We start from the raw sequence: 15,799 nt of genomic DNA, 5'->3' as shown, positions 1-15,799 counted from the left end.
TCGTCCGGGAAATCGCCGGGTAACTATAGCAATAACAAACTGATGCACATATGGAAAGAGAGGTTCTTCTATGATCTATCAAATTAGCGTGGCCCTGATTGCAGTGGCATTTGCAGTACTGGTATTCTTTTTAATTCGTACCTTGAAATCCGCTCAGGGTTCTCTGGACAATGTCTCACAGACATTGCAGGAGGTACAGAAAACCATTGATGAACTTAGTTATGAAGTGAAGCAGACGGTAAGACATGCCAATGATATTACGGTGGATGTACAGCACAAAATGAAAAAAATTGATCCTGTTATGGAATCTGTTGAGAATCTGGGTGAAGTATTGAATGAAGTGACGGCAGCAGCCAAACAAGTCTCCACAACACTGATGGCGAAATTTCAGACCAAACGTAACAACGCTGAACAGACCAAGCATGCTGAATCGGTTCATGTAACTGCACCGCCTGCTACATCAACGGATCGTACCCTGCAATCCTATGAAGCTACATATAATGGTGAAGCTAAGGGCGGGAAAAACTGGATGAAGTATATTGATCTTGCAGCGAATGTATGGCAACGGATGCGTAAGTAACATGACCGCTTTGTAACCCATGAAGAAGCCTTCAGAGCGGTGATGAACCTGATGAAAGGGTGAGAATCATGATGAAACTACTGCTTGTGATGTTTAGCGTAATTTCTCCCTTTTCCGTTCAACCGGCAGCGGTACCCGCTGCTCACGATATGCAATGGACGGCAATGGAAGAGAAGGCGTCAGAGGTAACTCTGGCTGTTGATCGATCCGAGACTTTCCAGCATTTTCGGACTCTGAATGGCATTTCTCTGGATGACACCATGGATGATTTGTTGGCCAAGAAGGGCCAGCCGGGGCATAAACAGGAAGATCCTTATCTGGGGTGTCCTGAATATCACTTTCATGATGTGAAGGTTGGTTTGTGTGAAGATACGGATGTTATTCAATATGTGCATATCGATGCATCTGAGAATCACATCATGTTAAACGGAAATAGAATTGAGATGAGTATTGAAGCGATCCATCATGCTCTTGGGAAACCTTATTATGTGGCAGAGGACGGAGAAGTGTTTCTCCGTGGAGACCAGGCTCTGAAGGTATATATGAAGCCAGGATCTCAGCAGATTGAAGGCATTGATCTTTTTGATGATACAGTTTCCTAGGATTGGTAATTACCAAATCGTTTCAACCCTATATAGTATGGTTATATACTAAGTAGCGCAATACAGAAGATTAAATCAGAGGAGAGTGGAAACGATGAATTCAACCAATGAGCAAGCTTATGCAAAAGTGGTAGAAAACGGAGTCCAGGCGGTAGAAGCGGTGAAAGAATTGCAGATTACCGGATACCTTCCTGATCAAATCTTTGTTCTCGCCCATGAGAAGGATCGTACAGATCGAATTGCCGATACAGCAGATGCCAAAGAAATTGGCATAAAGGAAGAAGGCGTATTTGATTCCTTGGCGAATCTGTTCCGCTCACGTGGTGATGAACTCCGAGCCAAAATTGTTTCGATGGGCTTTACCGAAGCCGAAGCGGACTTCTACGAGAGTGAACTCGACAAAGGTAAAGTACTCGTTATTGCTAAAAAGAAAGATTAACCAAATATACTTGCAAGTTGAAGTTTGCTGAACATGGACAAGCTTGTGAATCATTTATGTAAAATGCTTAATCAAAAACATAGATAAGGAATGGGGCTTTCCCCATTCCTTATCTATGTTTTTGCAAGTTTGGAAGCGGGATCAGGACGCTGCAAAAACAGGGTAACGAGCGGGGGATTTCCCCTGCGATGGTGCCATTTACTGATAAAGGATGTTCATAAAGTCCGCTTTTGATTACGAAGGATGCCTATCGGCATCATCAGCATCGAATATGGAATTCAGCCGAAATGTCCGTTGCTCACGTAGTTTTCCCTACGCTCCGCTACTCCATTTCTAGCTTTATCCCATCTTCTCGGTACTGAAAACCGGTCTTTTTGAACACGTATTGATAGAGTTTTGTTGTTTTTACGATTATAGTTATACTAGGAATTATTATGTCTACTGCCGTTTTGTATGCAAAATTTGTATAATCAACGTTTGTTTTAACCTAATAAGAATCGACAAACCCGGACGCCACAGATAAGGAGATATCAATGAGAATACTTATTGTTGACGACAATCCGACGAATGTCATTATCATTCGAGAAATTCTGAAAAAAGAAAACTATCGTGACATTGTAACGGCGAGTTCCGCCATGGAAATGTTTGAAGTGTTAGGAATTGGGGAGGAAAGCAACGAACTTCGTCCAAGACCGTCGGATATCGACCTGATTTTGCTAGATATGATGATGCCTGAGATGGACGGTATCGAAGCCTGCAGTATTGTGCAGAAATTTGAGAATCTGAAGGATATACCGATTATTATGGTGACTGCCATCGGAGACTCCAAGAAACTTGCCGAAGCATTGGATGCAGGTGCATCCGACTATGTGACCAAACCGATTAATAAAGTCGAACTGATGGCCAGAATTCGACTCGCACTTCGTTTGAAACAGGAGAAGGATTGGCATAAAGAGCGTGATCAACGTATTCAGGATGAGCTTAAGTTGGCAGCAATGGTCCAAAATGCTGTATTAAGTCCGGCAATTAGGGACCCGTTGTTCCAAGTGCATGCCATCTATAAACCATCCTTTGAGCTTGCGGGTGATCTCTATTCTTGGTACCCCCTTGGGGAAGGCCGTTACGGAGTACTGCTGCTCGACATGATGGGACACGGGATATCTTCATCCCTGTTTACCATGTTTATCGCTTCTGTGTTGAAAGATACGGTTACCACTTATGTGGATCCAGAGAAGGTCATTCAGGAGTTGAACCGTCGTTTTAACCAGCTTCATCTGGAAAAACAATTGGTGCAGTATTATTTCACGGCCATTTATCTGGTCGTTGATACACGGATGAAGCGCATTGATTATGTTAATGCAGGGCATCCACCTGCTTTATTTTTCCGAAACGACGGCAGTGTCACCACATTTGACAGCGTCTGCTGTCCTGTTGGTTTATTTGACAAGATGGATATTGAACCACAAACGATCCATTACGAGGGTGACGGGCATATTGCACTCTATACGGATGGATTATTGGAAGCTGTTCAGGGTGGGCAGGAGGAACAACATGAATTCCTGATTGAAAAACTGACCGGCTCACATCAATGGAATGAAGCTGCCATGCAGGCCATGTTTTTTGACGACGAAATTCCCCAGGAGCGGGATGATGATAAATGTCTGGTCTGGATTACTTTGGATAAAGGAGCGGGGGATGAATGAAGATCAGGAATAAACTGCTGATTGGTTTTACCGCTCTGATGGCGATCTTGATTGTGCTCACATTTGTGAGTTATGAACGGCTGAACAGCAGTAATCAACAGGTAGATCAGATGTATCAGGAACGATATCTCAAAGTAAGATTCACTTCTGCTGCACGCGGAGAGGTTAATGATATCGCTAAAGTGCTGGCTAACTTGTTATTGAATCCAAACAACTCGACTGCAGCAGCAGACGCTGACCTGAAGGAGATGAAGGATCGAGGCGATCGCAACCTCGTAGAAGTGAGAAACCGAGCAGACAGTGCACCTGAACATCAACTGGTAGATCGTGTGAATACTGCGTGGACCGCTTATACCTCCTATGCAACGAGACAGATTAGCCTGATGTCCCAAAGCAGGGTAGAAGATGCGAATAACTACCGCAATTCAACAGGACTTGCGGTGCAAAAAGAAGCTGTGGATAGTTTGAATGCTCTGTCCCGTTATCAGGACCAAGAGATTGATGCCGAGATCAAGAACGCTAATGCAGCGTATACGAGAGCCGTACAGATCACGATAAGTATCATGATTGCAGGGTTGTTGCTTGCATTGGGTGTCATAATGTGGGTGCTGCCGAGTATTACACGGGGTCTGAACACTGTATCTATGATGATTACCAGCTTTGGTAAAGGGCGTTATCGAACCATTCGGCGCATTCAGGTCAAATCCAAAGATGAGATTGGTCAGATTGCCAGTGTGTTCAAAGATGTATCCAGTGATCTCGAAGAAAAACTGGAAATCGAGAGGGCTTATGTACAGGCTCAGCAGGATCAAAACTGGATGAGTTCGAACATCGCAAGAGTCCCTGAGCTGCTTCGGGGGATTGGCTCCATTCGCCAAATTTCACAGATGTTTATCAGTGAATTCACACCTGTGCTTGGCGCTCAGTTGGGTGTCGTCTATCTGATCGATGAGGAGAAACATCCCGACGAACTGAGACGCTACGGTGCATACGCATTTGAAGAGAACGAAGATGTTGGTAAAGAAATGTATCGCATCGGTGAAGGCCTAATTGGTCAAGCCGCGCTGGATATGACACCAATTATTCTGGAAAATACGCCTGAAGATTACGTGCATATTGGTTCAGCTTCAGGCTCAACACGTGCTGCGGGTATCATGATCTATCCTGTCGTGTTTGAAGATGAACTGATTGGTGTAGTTGAAGTGGCTTCCTTTGAAGGTTTCAATGAACTTCACAAGCAGTTGTTCACACAACTGATTATGAACCTGGGCGTAATTTTGAACAACGTTCGACGTCGTTTGCGTGTGGAGGAGTTGCTGCGTGAATCCCAGGCACTGACTGAGGAACTGCAGGTTCAATCGGAAGAATTGCAGACACAGCAAGAAGAACTTCGTCGTTCCAATGAGAATCTGGAGGAGCAGACAGAGGCGCTTAAACGTTCCGAGGAATTGCTGCAGCGTCAGCAGGAAGAACTGGAGCATTTCAATACGGAGCTCATTGCCAAGACGCGGGCGCTTGAAGAGCAGGTACGTGAAGTTGAAGAGAAAAATGACGAAATTGAGAAAACGAAGACACAGTTGGAACAGCAAGCTACACAGTTGTCGATGACAAGTAAGTACAAGTCCGAATTTTTAGCGAATATGTCACATGAACTCCGTACACCATTGAACAGTCTGCTCATTTTGTCCCAGTTATTGTCGGAGAACAAGGGTGGAAATCTGACTGACAAACAGCAGGAATATGCGCAAACCATCTACATGTCAGGCGCGGATCTGCTGAAGATGATTGATGAGATTCTGGATCTGTCCAAGGTGGACGCAGGTAAGATGGATATCAATTATGAGACAGTTCGAATGGAAGAGCTGACCAGCTTTGTTCAGCAAAACTTTGGACCGATGGCGAATAAGAAGGAACTGAACTTGAATATTGAGTTCGACAGCGATCTACCGGAATGGGTATACACTGACAGTCATCGCGTCAAACAGATTTTACGGAATTTGTTGTCGAACGCATTTAAGTTTACCAATCGAGGATCGGTTAGTCTGATTGGACGACGGATGAAACCGGAAGAGCTGCCGGGTTATATGAACACCAATCAGGAATATCTCGGATTTAGTGTGAAAGATACGGGCATTGGCATTCCATCGGACAAGACTGATCTGATCTTTGAAGCGTTCCAGCAAGTAGACGGGACCACAAGTCGGAAATACGGTGGAACTGGCCTGGGATTGTCCATTAGCAGAGAACTGGCACGTTTGCTTGGTGGCGCAATCCAGGTGGAATCATCCGAAGGGGAAGGTAGTTGCTTTACCTTGTACCTGCCGGATAATCATGAAGAGGAAGCCTTGGCAGAGGAAGGTGCTTCAAGAGAAGCGGCTGTTTCCTCAGAGGATCTTTATGAACAGTCCATCGAAGCACGGACCATGTTTTCAAGTCATCAGTCCATTCTCTCTCCTGATCCGGAGCGTAGCGTGGGTACAGATCTGTCTCCTACCCATACTCCAGATGTCACGCAGATCGAAGATGATCGGGAGAATATCATGGAGAGTGACAAAATCCTCCTCATCATTGAGGATGATGTGAACTTTGCACATATTTTGATGGATATGGCGAGAGGAAGAGGCTTCAAAGCACTTGTTGCCCTTCAAGGTGATAAAGGACTAGAAATGGCACGTCAGTATCTGCCGGATGCCATTATCCTGGATATTCAATTGCCGGTGATGGATGGTTGGACCATTCTGGGCGAGCTGAAGAGCAGTTCGGCAACACGCCACATTCCGGTTCATGTGATTTCAGTCATTGATGATATGAAGCAAGGTCTGATGATGGGCGCCATTGCGTATCTGAAAAAACCTTCGAGCAAGGATTCACTGGATAAAGCATTCTCGCATATCAAATCATATACCGAGAATCAATTGAAACGACTGTTGATCGTCGAAGATGATGAAACTCAGCGTAAAGCCATTATTGAATTGATTGGTCATGATGATGTTGCAATCACTGCTGTATCGACAGGTAGTGAGGCTTTGAATGAATTACACAGCCAGCGTTATGACTGCATGGTACTGGATCTGATGTTAACGGATATGACCGGGTTTGAGTTGCTCGACCAGATTCGCGATGATGAATATCTGAACGATCTGCCGATTATAATTTATACAGGCAAAGAACTGGATTCCAAGGAAGAAATGAAGCTGCGCAAATATGCGGAATCCATCATTATCAAAGATGTGAAGTCACCGGAACGTTTGCTGGATGAAACTACATTGTTCCTGCATCGGGTAGAAGCCAATTTGCCGGAAGACAAGCGTCGAATCTTGCAGAAACTACACAACAAGGAAACGTTGTTTGAAGGCAAGAAAATATTGCTTGTAGATGACGATATTCGTAATGTATTTGCCCTTTCAAGTGTTCTTGAAGGCTATCGGATGGATGTGACGTTTGCTGAGAACGGACGAGAGGCTTTGGAGATTTTGGACAAAAATCCGGAGTTTGATCTGGTACTGATGGATATGATGATGCCAGAGATGGACGGTTATGAAGCGATGACACGAATCAGACAGATCCCGCAGTTTGAAAAGTTGCCGATTATTGCGCTTACGGCCAAAGCCATGAAAGAGGATCGCGGCAAATGTATTGAGGCCGGAGCATCTGATTATGTGAAAAAACCGATCCAGACAGATCAATTGTTATCCTTAATGCGCGTTTGGCTGTATTCGTAAGTTCATTATTCGTATGTTCATTGTTTGGGTAATGAAAGACAATACAACGAATACGCAAGTAACAAATGAAGAAGTGGAGAGAACTTATGACACCGTGGGAACCTACCGAGACGGGGGCAGATTTGGTCCGTATGCCGCAAGATGAAGAGCGCGAGCTGATCGAGATTGAGTTGCTGTTGGAAGGCATGCACCGTTTATATGGATATGATTTTAGAAACTATGCACTGCCATCCCTGAAACGAAGAATCTGGCATCATGCACATGCTGAAGGTGTTAAGAGCATATCCGGCTTACAGGAACGTGTTCTTCATGACCGTTCCGCGTTTGACCGTTTTGTACAGAACTTATCCATCCCTGTAACGGAAATGTTTCGAGATCCTTCGCTTTTCCGAATGTTTCGGGAGCAGATTATTCCTATCCTGAGAACCTATCCGTATATCCGAATATGGCATGCGGGATGCTCTACGGGAGAGGAAGTTTATTCCATGGCCATCATGTTGCATGAGGAAGGACTGTATGACAAGGCGAGAATCTACGCAACGGATATGAATGATCGCTCTTTGCAACAGGCCAAAGAAGGCGTATACGGTATTGAAAAAATGAAACTATTTACTACAAATTATTTGGAGGCAGGGGGTACCAGAGCCTTCTCCGAGTACTATACAGCGAAATACAATTCGGTGATATTTCATCCTTTTCTACGGAAGAACATCATTTTCGCCGAGCACAACCTGGCAACAGATCGGTCATTTAACGAGTTCAATGTTATCTTTTGCCGTAATGTCATGATTTATTTTAATGATGAACTGCGGAACCATGTGCATGGGCTGTTTCATGAGAGCTTGAGCCACTTTGGTATTCTGGTTCTGGGGTCGAAAGAATCGATACATTTTACAGAGTTCAGTGATACCTATGAGCCGTTAGACCGGACCGAAAAAATATACCGGAAGATCAAATAGGGGGTTAGGGTTAGCCATGGGGCTCAATGAACCAATCCACATATTATTGGTAGATGACCGCCCTGAGAACTTGCTTGCTCTTGAAGCAGTTCTGGAATCGGAACAATATAAACTCGTTAAGGCAACTTCCGGAGAAGAGGCACTCCGCTGTCTGCTAAAAGACGAATTTGCGGTTATCGTTCTCGATGTGCAGATGCCTGGAATGGACGGAATTGAGACAGCAAAGTTAATTAAGGCACGGGACAAGTCCAAGGATGTGCCGATTATATTCATCTCTGCCAATAGCAGAGAAGCGGAGCACTTGTTTGCCGGATATTCAGCCGGGGCCATTGATTACATGGTTAAACCATTTATTCCTCAGATTTTGAAATCCAAAATCGAGGGCTTTGTGGAGATGTTTATCACCAATAAACGTTTGAAGACACAGACCATGCTTCTTCACCAGAAGACACAGGAATTGGAGAAGATGAATCAACAACTCATTCAGGCCAAGGAAGAAGCAGAAATTGCAGCCAATGCAAAGACCGAGTTCCTGGCAATGATGAGTCATGAGATTCGTACACCGATGAATGGAGTTATCGGCATGGTTGATCTGCTGATGGAAACGGAACTGAGGGAAGATCAGAAGGAATATGCAGATATCGTTCGTCGCAGCGCGGATGCACTTGTCACGGTCATCAACGACATTCTTGATTTTACCAAGATGGAATCCGGCAAAATGGAACTTGAAGAGCATCCTTTTGAAATTGTCTCCTGTATTCGGGAAGTGCTGGGATTGTTTGCTGCAGAAGCAGGCAAAAAGAATCTGGAACTGGATTATTTCCTGGAAGATTCTGTCCCTGAATTAATCTATGGAGATATGGCAAGGCTCCGTCAGGTTCTCTTGAACCTTATTGCAAATGCGATCAAATTTACCGATCAGGGTGGAGTGTATCTGATCGTGTCGGTTAAGGAAGAAAAGGATGGGCAAATGGCATTGGAGTTTGCCGTTAAAGACACCGGGATAGGTATCGCTTCAGACAAAGTGGATCGCCTGTTCCAGCCGTTTTCCCAGTTGGATACATCCATGACACGTAAATACGGTGGAACTGGCTTAGGACTGGCAATATGCAAGACTCTGGTTGAAATGATGGGTGGACAGATCTACCTGGATACAACAGAGCAACGGGGAGCAACGTTTGTATTCACAATTCAGGCGAAACGTTATGTAGAAACTGAACTGGTCCAGAGGAACGGGGAAGAGAAGGCAACGGATGTTAAAAATGAGAATAAATATCCTACGGTATTAATCGTGGATGATCATCCTATTAACCAGAAGTTGATGGCGATTATGCTCGGTAAGCTTGGGTTGCTCTCAGACATTGCTGAAGATGGGCAGAGCGCACTTGATATGGTAAACGGCAGCCGTTATCCCTATGACTATGTGTTTATGGATCTGCAGATGCCTGTTATGGACGGTTTGGAATGTACACGACGGATTCGAGAGAGCCTGTCCCAATCCAATCAGCCAATCATTATAGCGATGACTGCTAACGTGATGGAAGGTATTCAGCAACGCTGTATTGCTGCCGGCATGGATGATTATATTAGTAAACCGGTGAAAATGGGCAATGTAAAACAGAAGATAGCCCAGTTTCAGAAACAACGACAAATGTTAGACCCAGCTCCCTCAGCAATGAATCAGGCCAATTGAAACATTTGCCAAACTCCTTTCTGTTTCACTTGTGCTGAAGTTGGGTTATTAGGTAAGGAAACCATTGATCAGGAGAGAGATGTCTAATGAATACAAATAAAAATGAAAAATTCAATGCAAGAACTGAAACTCAGGACGGCGTGTGCACGGTGTATCTGACTGGCGAACTGGATTTGTCGGTTGCTCCTGACTTCCGCTTGGTGATGGAGCCGCTCGTGGATAACAAGGAACAGGATCTTGTGATTAACATGAAAGAATTGAAGTATATCGATAGTACAGGGATTGGTATCCTGTTATCAGTTCTGAAGGCAAGACATGGAATGGAAGCTCGCTTTGAAGTACAGGAAGTTCCTGCGCAGATTCAGAAACTTTTTGACATGACGGGCATCGCCAAATTCTTTGTCACACAGAAGAATTCCCAATAGGAAAGGATCGAAAAAGGAATGAATGCAGAAGTTCAAAGAGTCACCCTTAATTTACCGGCGACAGCTGATTACGTTGATATTGTAAGACTTAATCTTTATGGAGTAGCATCTAAAATGGGATTTTCTTATGAAGACATTGAGGATATGAAAGTTGCTGTATCCGAGGCCTGTAACAACTCTGTACTGTATGCCTACTCACACGAAGGTGGCATGGTTGAAGTTGTATTCGAAGTGGAAGGCGAAACATTGTCCATTACTGTCAAGGACGAAGGTGCCAGCTTCGAGAACATGAATCCTGCTGTGTCACGTGCTGGTCTTCACGACAAAGAACTGACAGAAGCACAGATTGGCGGACTTGGGTTCTACCTGATGCAAGCCTTGATGGACGATGTCAGTGTGGAAAGTGAGACGGGCAAAGGTACGAAAGTAGTACTCGTAAAACGTCTTGCAAGAAGTGAGGAGAAAGTATGAATGAAAAAGTGACTCCCCCAGAGTCCATGTCTGAAGCTATAGGTTTGATCTGGGAATACCAGCAGACCCAAGATAATGAAATTGCAACAGTTCTCATCCGCAAATATGAACCAATGGTTAAGATGGCAGCAGGTAAAATTGCTCGGAATCGCCCCGATCTATACGAAGATTTGTATCAGACCGGGCAGATGGCCTTGATTCGATTGCTTAAGCAATACGATATCAACCTGGGTATTCCGTTTGAACCTTATGCCATGAAGAGTATGATCGGTCATATGAAGAACTACTTGCGTGACAAATCCTGGTATATTCAGGTGCCCCGGAGGATTAAGGAAAAGGGAGCCCTTGTGCAACATGCCATTGATGAGTTAACCGTCAAGTTGGAGCGCTCACCCGGTGTGAACGAAATTGCTGAATACCTTGATTTGACTGCAGAAGAGACGATTGAAGTTCTGGCTGGTCGGGAGTGTTACCATTATGTATCACTGGATTCTCCTTTATCTCAGGATGACAGTGCAGCAACATTGGGAGAACTGATCAGTGCAGATGTTAATGACTATGATTCGGTCGAAAAACGGATGGACTTGCAACAGGCATTGGGACAATTGAAGGAACAAGAGCAGCAGGTACTTATTCTAGCATTCCAGGATGGCCAATCTCAGCGGGCAATTGCCCAGAAGCTTGGTGTTTCACAGATGAGTGTATCTCGGATTCAGAAGCGAGCTACAGAGAAATTGAAACAGATCATGTCGAATGCTTCAATGTTATGAAAAATGGAACCCAAATGTTGTTGAGTACGGCATAGAGAAGGACACGTAATTCCATTGGAATACATACGTGTCCTTTTTGGGATTAAAAAGGTTGTATGCAATAAACATATGTGCAGGAGTGGATATTGTGATTGTGAACCAAATCAAGCTGGAAGCTCGTCGCGACAAGTTATCTTGCTCAGACCATTGGCAATGGTGGGATTGGGTTGCACCTGATACGGATAGCATGAAAAATGCCTTGGAGGAGCTGACCGAGTCATTTCCCGATATGCAGTATTGGCTTCATAAAATTCCGGAAGTGGAATCGAATTATCTGTCCGTCCGTTTCGTGAATGGTACTGAGCCCGTCATATTTGGCTCCTTGTTGTATGCGATTAAAAATGAGAGAGATGACAAAAGAAAAGATAATCAGATGTTCTTTTATGTCGATCGCACCAACCTGGTTACCTTGAATATGGATGAAAATACAAGAGGTATTATGAAGACAGATGAACGTGCGAATATGTTGCAACAATGTACAGTCGCGAGGGATGGCATGTTCGTACTTTTTCGAGCAATACTGCATTACTATCATGTGGGTATGGATCACTTTGAGATGAACCTGCGTGATCTGGAACGGAAGATGGAGTCTCGTAATGCACGTACCTTGATGGACCAGATTCTCGCTGCCCGATTTGAATTGTTATACTGGAGCAATCTGTTTATCCCGTACTCGGAACTCATGGCCGCTGCCCATGAAGCTTACCTGAGTGAGATGAAAGACAATCGTTTCTTTCTACAGCTTCAATATCGTGTGGAACGTATGGAGCGTCTGTTCAATCATTACGAGAAAGAGATCGATACGTTAATTTCCATTGATAATGCGATCTCAGGAGTTCGTGGGAATGAGATTATGAAGACGCTAACCATAGTTACCGCTGTGTTCATACCTGCCACGGCAGCTGGCGCGATATGGGGGATGAACTTTGAGAACCTGCCCTTTATCGACAAATCATGGGGAGTTGTACTGGTCCTTGTCGTTATTATCTTAAGTATGATCAGCATGTATGTATGGCTGATGATGAAAGGATGGACAGGAGACCTGCTCAAAGTGAAGTCTTCACAGCCTTCCGCTGAAGAGATCGAGAAAAAAGGAGCAACTGAAACGCGTAGGGGATAGCCTATTGGCTAGTCCTCTTAGTTTTTGTAATCTTCAATGTAACCAAGTAAATCAGCAATGTATTGTCCAACAATCGGCATATTGACAAATTGACTGAGAATGAATGCCAGCAAACCCAGAACAACAAAGGTACCTACAGTTAGGCCGAGTCCTCTTGCCATTCCTGCTGTAAAGTTAGTAATGATCCGCTTCTTGGGACTGCTGTAATTCTCAATAATATCCTTGATCTGTGCTCTCTCCAGACTGTCCGCAATCTGGTCCAGACGGGTGTTCAATCGTTTTACCTCATGACGCAATTCAAAAGGATGCTCGCTTGTATCATACTGCTGTTCCGGTGTTCCTCCCGTAATTGGAGTATTACCATTGATTGTAACTTTACTCATATTATTCGTCCTCCTCAACTCGCATTGGATAAAAAATAGCCAGCTGAAGTGCAGCTGGCTATTGGTCTCTCGATCTGTATCGCCTTACAGGCTGGTCGAGTTAAGTTCTTTACGTGCATCTTCCTTCGCTTCAACGGAAGCGGCAGCCACTTCATCAGATGCACGGGATGCTTCGTTAGCCACATCAGCGGACGCTTTTCTCACAGAGTCCATTACATCATTGCGGCCTTGATTTACCGTTTTTGCAATGTCGGAAGTTTTGGAAGAGACCGTTTTAGCCAGTTCAGTTGCTTTGTCACTTACAACAGTTGCCACTTCTTTGGTTCGGTCAGTAACGATGCCCACTTTCTCGGAAAGGTCACCACGCAATTCACGTCCCGGTTTAGGCGCAAAGAGTAGTGCTGCTGCAGCTCCCAGCAAACCCCCGATGAAAATACCTTTTGCGAAAGTTGAACCCGTCTGTACAGGATATTGCTCTTCTGCTTTATTCATGTCTAATCACTCCTTCTTCAATTTAAGAAACAAATACGAAACAACGAACACCTTGTTGCCCGAATCAGGCAGCCTGTCTTAGCAGTCTGGACACAAGCCCCAGCAAGAAAACAAAGAGCGCTGTACCAATGATGGCAGGGATGATGGCAAAGTTACCGATAACTGGTCCCCAGTTACCAAGCAAAAGTGCTCCCAGCCAGGCTCCGGCAAATCCGGCGATCATTGCACCGATTATGCCTCCAGGCATGTTGTGACCGGCAAGTGCATCTCCGATCAAACCGATGATGACAGCCATCACAATGCTGATAATGATGCCCCACATAACAACCGCCTCCTTTAAACTTGATGTAGGATGTTGTCTGTTCGCGTTTGCTTACTTCGTATATAAACCCCGTGCAACCCTGTGAAACAATAAAGATCAGGATGAATGAACTGGAAATCAGAGGAATTCATTCTTTAGCGACTTTGTTTAATACCTTTAACCATGCAGAAGATCCATGCCAATCCAGCAGTAAATCCAGTAAATACATCCGTAGGATAATGAACGCCCAACATGATTCGGCTGAGGCCAATCAAGAAAATAAAACTGATACCACATAGAACAGGAAGCCACACACCGAAAGAGTTATGTCGCTGTCGTTCAATGGCCCAGATTACAAAGAGCATGCCGTAGAAACCCATGGAGATCATGGCATGTCCGCTCGGAAAGCTGTACCCGTGAACGACCAGCAGATGATCCAGTTCAGGTCTGCTTCGTCTGAAAAATTCCTTCAATAACGTGTTCAGAACCCACATCATGGCAAAACTTCCTGTGAGCGCATATCCATATATAACAAACCTTGGACTGCGTTGTATGAAGAAAAGAAGAGCAAAACCTCCGGTAGCCACAGCAGAGATTTTGAATGAGCCCAGTGCGGTTATGAATGCAGTGTAAGGGAACAGATAAAGACGTGAATCTGAATTCAGATAAAATAATTGCTGAATTTGATCATCCAGACGAATAATAACATCAGCACCCAACCAGGCACCCAGACCTGCCAGGATGAATACAACCGATGCGCTGAGGGCCAGACCAGTCAAACCCCAGTTGAGGAGTGGACGTAATAACGTGCCTGAATTTGAACTGAATGAGTCTGCTGAATACGTTTTGCGCGGCATAATGAGTTTCTCCTTCAGTTATTGTAGTAGATGAACATAGATGATAAAGCTATACCCGAAATGCCTGTCGAAAAAACTGTAAAAACGTCGTTTTTGTACTATACTATTTAAGATATCCCATGCGGCGTCGTGACGCAAAGCAGAGATGAAATCGGGAGTACAAAGGAGAGAACTCGCATGGAGAGTGCCTTGTTAATTAAAGAATACCGTGCAGGCGTTATGGAATGCGCCCATTACGGACACATAAGTATTACGGATGAGTATGGCCGAATCGTATACTCGGCTGGTGACCCTCATTTCAGAGCGTTCACTCGCTCATCTGCGAAACCTTTTCAAGCCATTCCAGGTATTCGGGCAGGAATTGCCAGTCACTATGGCCTATCAGCACAGGAGATTGCTATTATGTCCTCTTCGCATCGTTCGGAACCGGAACACATTCGGGTGCTGGAGCAGTTATCCGGTAAGATCGGATTGGGAGAAGAATGTCTGATCTGTGCACCAAGTTATCCGCTTAATGAAGAAAGCCGTAATCAATGGTTACGTGCACAAGGAGAGAAACGGCGCATCTTGCACAACTGCTCCGGCAAACATCTGGGAATTCTGGGGTACAGTCAGATGAAGCAGGTTGATCTGGGCAGTTACGCTGAACCGGATCATCCGGTGCAACGAGAAATTCTTGAAACTTTTGCCGACCTGGCAGGTATTGAGGAAAAAGAAATTGAGCTTGGGACGGATGGCTGCGGCTTTCCGGTATTTTCTTTGCCGTTGTCGGCATTGTCGAATGCTTATCTGAAGCTCGCTTGTCCGGATCTTATTGCTGATCCTTCCACAAGAACAGCTGTAGAGACCATAACATCAGCTATGAATGAACATCCGTTGATGGTAGGTGGCACGGAGCGTGTAGATTCAGTGCTGCTGGAAGACGATAACATTGTAGCGAAGGGTGGATTCAAGGGGGTATTTGGTTTTGGCCTGAAAAAAGAAAGACTGGGAATCACCTTCAAGGTGCTTGATGGTTCCGAGGAAGAATGGGCCTTCATTACCCAATCCATCTTGAAACAGATTGGTTATTCCAATGAGAGAACCATTGCACGTTTGGCTGAAGTGTTCCCTTCGGACATCCGAAATGATGCGGGTACCCTTGTAGGTCATGCAGATAGTGAATTCATTCTCCACTCACTTGAAGATAGCGTATAACCTTAAGAAGGGGCGTGATTAGAGTTGCCGGACCCCGGGTAAAGAT

At 44.8% G+C, this 15,799-nt stretch carries 16 protein-coding genes; 12 read left to right on the top strand and 4 right to left on the bottom strand.

Features of this window, described 5'->3' with window-relative positions; genetic code table 11:
- Window positions 1-70 precede the first annotated feature (70 nt).
- From MKY66_RS25485 to MKY66_RS25435, 11 genes are all read left to right on the top strand, one after another.
- Window positions 71-580, top strand: a complete 510-nt coding sequence (locus MKY66_RS25485) for a DUF948 domain-containing protein (protein ID WP_076212664.1) — start codon at window positions 71-73, stop codon at window positions 578-580.
- A 68-nt stretch (window positions 581-648) separates the two neighbouring features.
- On the top strand, window positions 649-1,182 hold the full coding sequence (locus MKY66_RS25480; protein ID WP_076212662.1) for a hypothetical protein: 534 nt from the start codon (window positions 649-651) through the stop codon (window positions 1,180-1,182).
- Between the two features lie 94 nt (window positions 1,183-1,276).
- Window positions 1,277-1,621 carry a general stress protein gene (locus MKY66_RS25475; protein ID WP_076212661.1) on the top strand — a complete coding sequence of 115 codons (345 nt, stop codon included), beginning with the start codon at window positions 1,277-1,279 and terminating at the stop codon, window positions 1,619-1,621.
- Between the two features lie 533 nt (window positions 1,622-2,154).
- Window positions 2,155-3,324: a fused response regulator/phosphatase gene (locus MKY66_RS25470; protein ID WP_047841574.1), complete on the top strand. Its 1,170-nt coding sequence runs from the start codon at window positions 2,155-2,157 to the stop codon at window positions 3,322-3,324.
- Entirely contained in the window at window positions 3,321-7,046 is a 3,726-nt protein-coding gene (locus MKY66_RS25465; protein WP_076212659.1) for a response regulator, read from the top strand. The genes MKY66_RS25470 and MKY66_RS25465 overlap by 4 nt, the downstream gene beginning before the upstream one ends.
- Window positions 7,047-7,132: 86 nt before the next feature.
- On the top strand, window positions 7,133-8,005 hold the full coding sequence (locus tag MKY66_RS25460) for a protein-glutamate O-methyltransferase CheR (protein WP_074096446.1): 873 nt from the start codon (window positions 7,133-7,135) through the stop codon (window positions 8,003-8,005).
- Between the two features lie 16 nt (window positions 8,006-8,021).
- Window positions 8,022-9,698: a response regulator gene (locus MKY66_RS25455; protein WP_076212656.1), complete on the top strand. Its 1,677-nt coding sequence runs from the start codon at window positions 8,022-8,024 to the stop codon at window positions 9,696-9,698.
- An 86-nt stretch (window positions 9,699-9,784) separates the two neighbouring features.
- On the top strand, window positions 9,785-10,123 hold the full coding sequence (locus MKY66_RS25450) for an STAS domain-containing protein (RefSeq protein WP_036606989.1): 339 nt from the start codon (window positions 9,785-9,787) through the stop codon (window positions 10,121-10,123).
- Between the two features lie 18 nt (window positions 10,124-10,141).
- Window positions 10,142-10,594 carry an anti-sigma B factor RsbW gene (rsbW, locus tag MKY66_RS25445; protein ID WP_076212654.1) on the top strand — a complete coding sequence of 151 codons (453 nt, stop codon included), beginning with the start codon at window positions 10,142-10,144 and terminating at the stop codon, window positions 10,592-10,594.
- Window positions 10,591-11,364 (top strand): sigma-70 family RNA polymerase sigma factor, encoded by a 774-nt coding sequence (locus tag MKY66_RS25440; protein ID WP_047841571.1) that lies wholly within the window; start codon window positions 10,591-10,593, stop codon window positions 11,362-11,364. The genes rsbW and MKY66_RS25440 overlap by 4 nt, the downstream gene beginning before the upstream one ends.
- 127 nt (window positions 11,365-11,491) lie before the next feature.
- Window positions 11,492-12,523 carry a magnesium transporter CorA family protein gene (locus MKY66_RS25435; RefSeq protein ID WP_256704267.1) on the top strand — a complete coding sequence of 344 codons (1,032 nt, stop codon included), beginning with the start codon at window positions 11,492-11,494 and terminating at the stop codon, window positions 12,521-12,523.
- Between the two features lie 17 nt (window positions 12,524-12,540).
- On the opposite strand, the gene MKY66_RS25430 is transcribed toward MKY66_RS25435, so the two are convergent.
- The 4 genes from MKY66_RS25430 to MKY66_RS25415 form a co-directional block, all read right to left on the bottom strand.
- Window positions 12,541-12,906 (bottom strand): DUF5665 domain-containing protein, encoded by a 366-nt coding sequence (locus MKY66_RS25430; protein WP_076212652.1) that lies wholly within the window; start codon window positions 12,904-12,906, stop codon window positions 12,541-12,543.
- Window positions 12,907-12,990: 84 nt separating this feature from the next.
- Window positions 12,991-13,398: a YtxH domain-containing protein gene (locus MKY66_RS25425; RefSeq protein ID WP_076212649.1), complete on the bottom strand. Its 408-nt coding sequence runs from the start codon at window positions 13,396-13,398 to the stop codon at window positions 12,991-12,993.
- Between the two features lie 64 nt (window positions 13,399-13,462).
- Window positions 13,463-13,720 carry a GlsB/YeaQ/YmgE family stress response membrane protein gene (locus MKY66_RS25420; protein ID WP_017692278.1) on the bottom strand — a complete coding sequence of 86 codons (258 nt, stop codon included), beginning with the start codon at window positions 13,718-13,720 and terminating at the stop codon, window positions 13,463-13,465.
- A gap of 134 nt (window positions 13,721-13,854) precedes the next feature.
- A complete protein-coding gene (locus tag MKY66_RS25415; RefSeq protein ID WP_076212647.1) occupies window positions 13,855-14,556 on the bottom strand; it encodes a phosphatase PAP2 family protein in 702 nt (233 codons plus the stop codon).
- A gap of 177 nt (window positions 14,557-14,733) precedes the next feature.
- Between MKY66_RS25415 and MKY66_RS25410 the strand changes: the two genes are divergently transcribed.
- Window positions 14,734-15,753, top strand: a complete 1,020-nt coding sequence (locus MKY66_RS25410; RefSeq protein ID WP_076212644.1) for an asparaginase — start codon at window positions 14,734-14,736, stop codon at window positions 15,751-15,753.
- Window positions 15,754-15,799 lie beyond the last annotated feature (46 nt).

Source organism: Paenibacillus sp. FSL R5-0766 (assembly GCF_037971845.1).
GTDB lineage: Bacteria > Bacillota > Bacilli > Paenibacillales > Paenibacillaceae > Paenibacillus.
The sequence above is the reverse complement of the archived record's forward strand: the minus strand, read 5'-3'. Positions and strand labels throughout refer to the sequence as shown.

Coding starts and splice junctions, on each gene's coding strand:
- MKY66_RS25440 (WP_047841571.1), top strand. CDS start 10,591: ATGAATGAAAAAGTGACTCCCCCAGAGTCCATGTCTGAAGCTATAGGT.
- MKY66_RS25450 (WP_036606989.1), top strand. CDS start 9,785: ATGAATACAAATAAAAATGAAAAATTCAATGCAAGAACTGAAACTCAG.
- MKY66_RS25415 (WP_076212647.1), bottom strand. CDS start 14,556: ATGCCGCGCAAAACGTATTCAGCAGACTCATTCAGTTCAAATTCAGGC.
- MKY66_RS25480 (WP_076212662.1), top strand. CDS start 649: ATGATGAAACTACTGCTTGTGATGTTTAGCGTAATTTCTCCCTTTTCC.
- MKY66_RS25470 (WP_047841574.1), top strand. CDS start 2,155: ATGAGAATACTTATTGTTGACGACAATCCGACGAATGTCATTATCATT.
- MKY66_RS25420 (WP_017692278.1), bottom strand. CDS start 13,720: ATGTGGGGCATCATTATCAGCATTGTGATGGCTGTCATCATCGGTTTG.
- MKY66_RS25460 (WP_074096446.1), top strand. CDS start 7,133: ATGACACCGTGGGAACCTACCGAGACGGGGGCAGATTTGGTCCGTATG.
- MKY66_RS25430 (WP_076212652.1), bottom strand. CDS start 12,906: ATGAGTAAAGTTACAATCAATGGTAATACTCCAATTACGGGAGGAACA.
- MKY66_RS25485 (WP_076212664.1), top strand. CDS start 71: ATGATCTATCAAATTAGCGTGGCCCTGATTGCAGTGGCATTTGCAGTA.
- MKY66_RS25465 (WP_076212659.1), top strand. CDS start 3,321: ATGAAGATCAGGAATAAACTGCTGATTGGTTTTACCGCTCTGATGGCG.
- MKY66_RS25410 (WP_076212644.1), top strand. CDS start 14,734: ATGGAGAGTGCCTTGTTAATTAAAGAATACCGTGCAGGCGTTATGGAA.
- MKY66_RS25455 (WP_076212656.1), top strand. CDS start 8,022: ATGGGGCTCAATGAACCAATCCACATATTATTGGTAGATGACCGCCCT.
- MKY66_RS25475 (WP_076212661.1), top strand. CDS start 1,277: ATGAATTCAACCAATGAGCAAGCTTATGCAAAAGTGGTAGAAAACGGA.
- rsbW (WP_076212654.1), top strand. CDS start 10,142: ATGAATGCAGAAGTTCAAAGAGTCACCCTTAATTTACCGGCGACAGCT.
- MKY66_RS25425 (WP_076212649.1), bottom strand. CDS start 13,398: ATGAATAAAGCAGAAGAGCAATATCCTGTACAGACGGGTTCAACTTTC.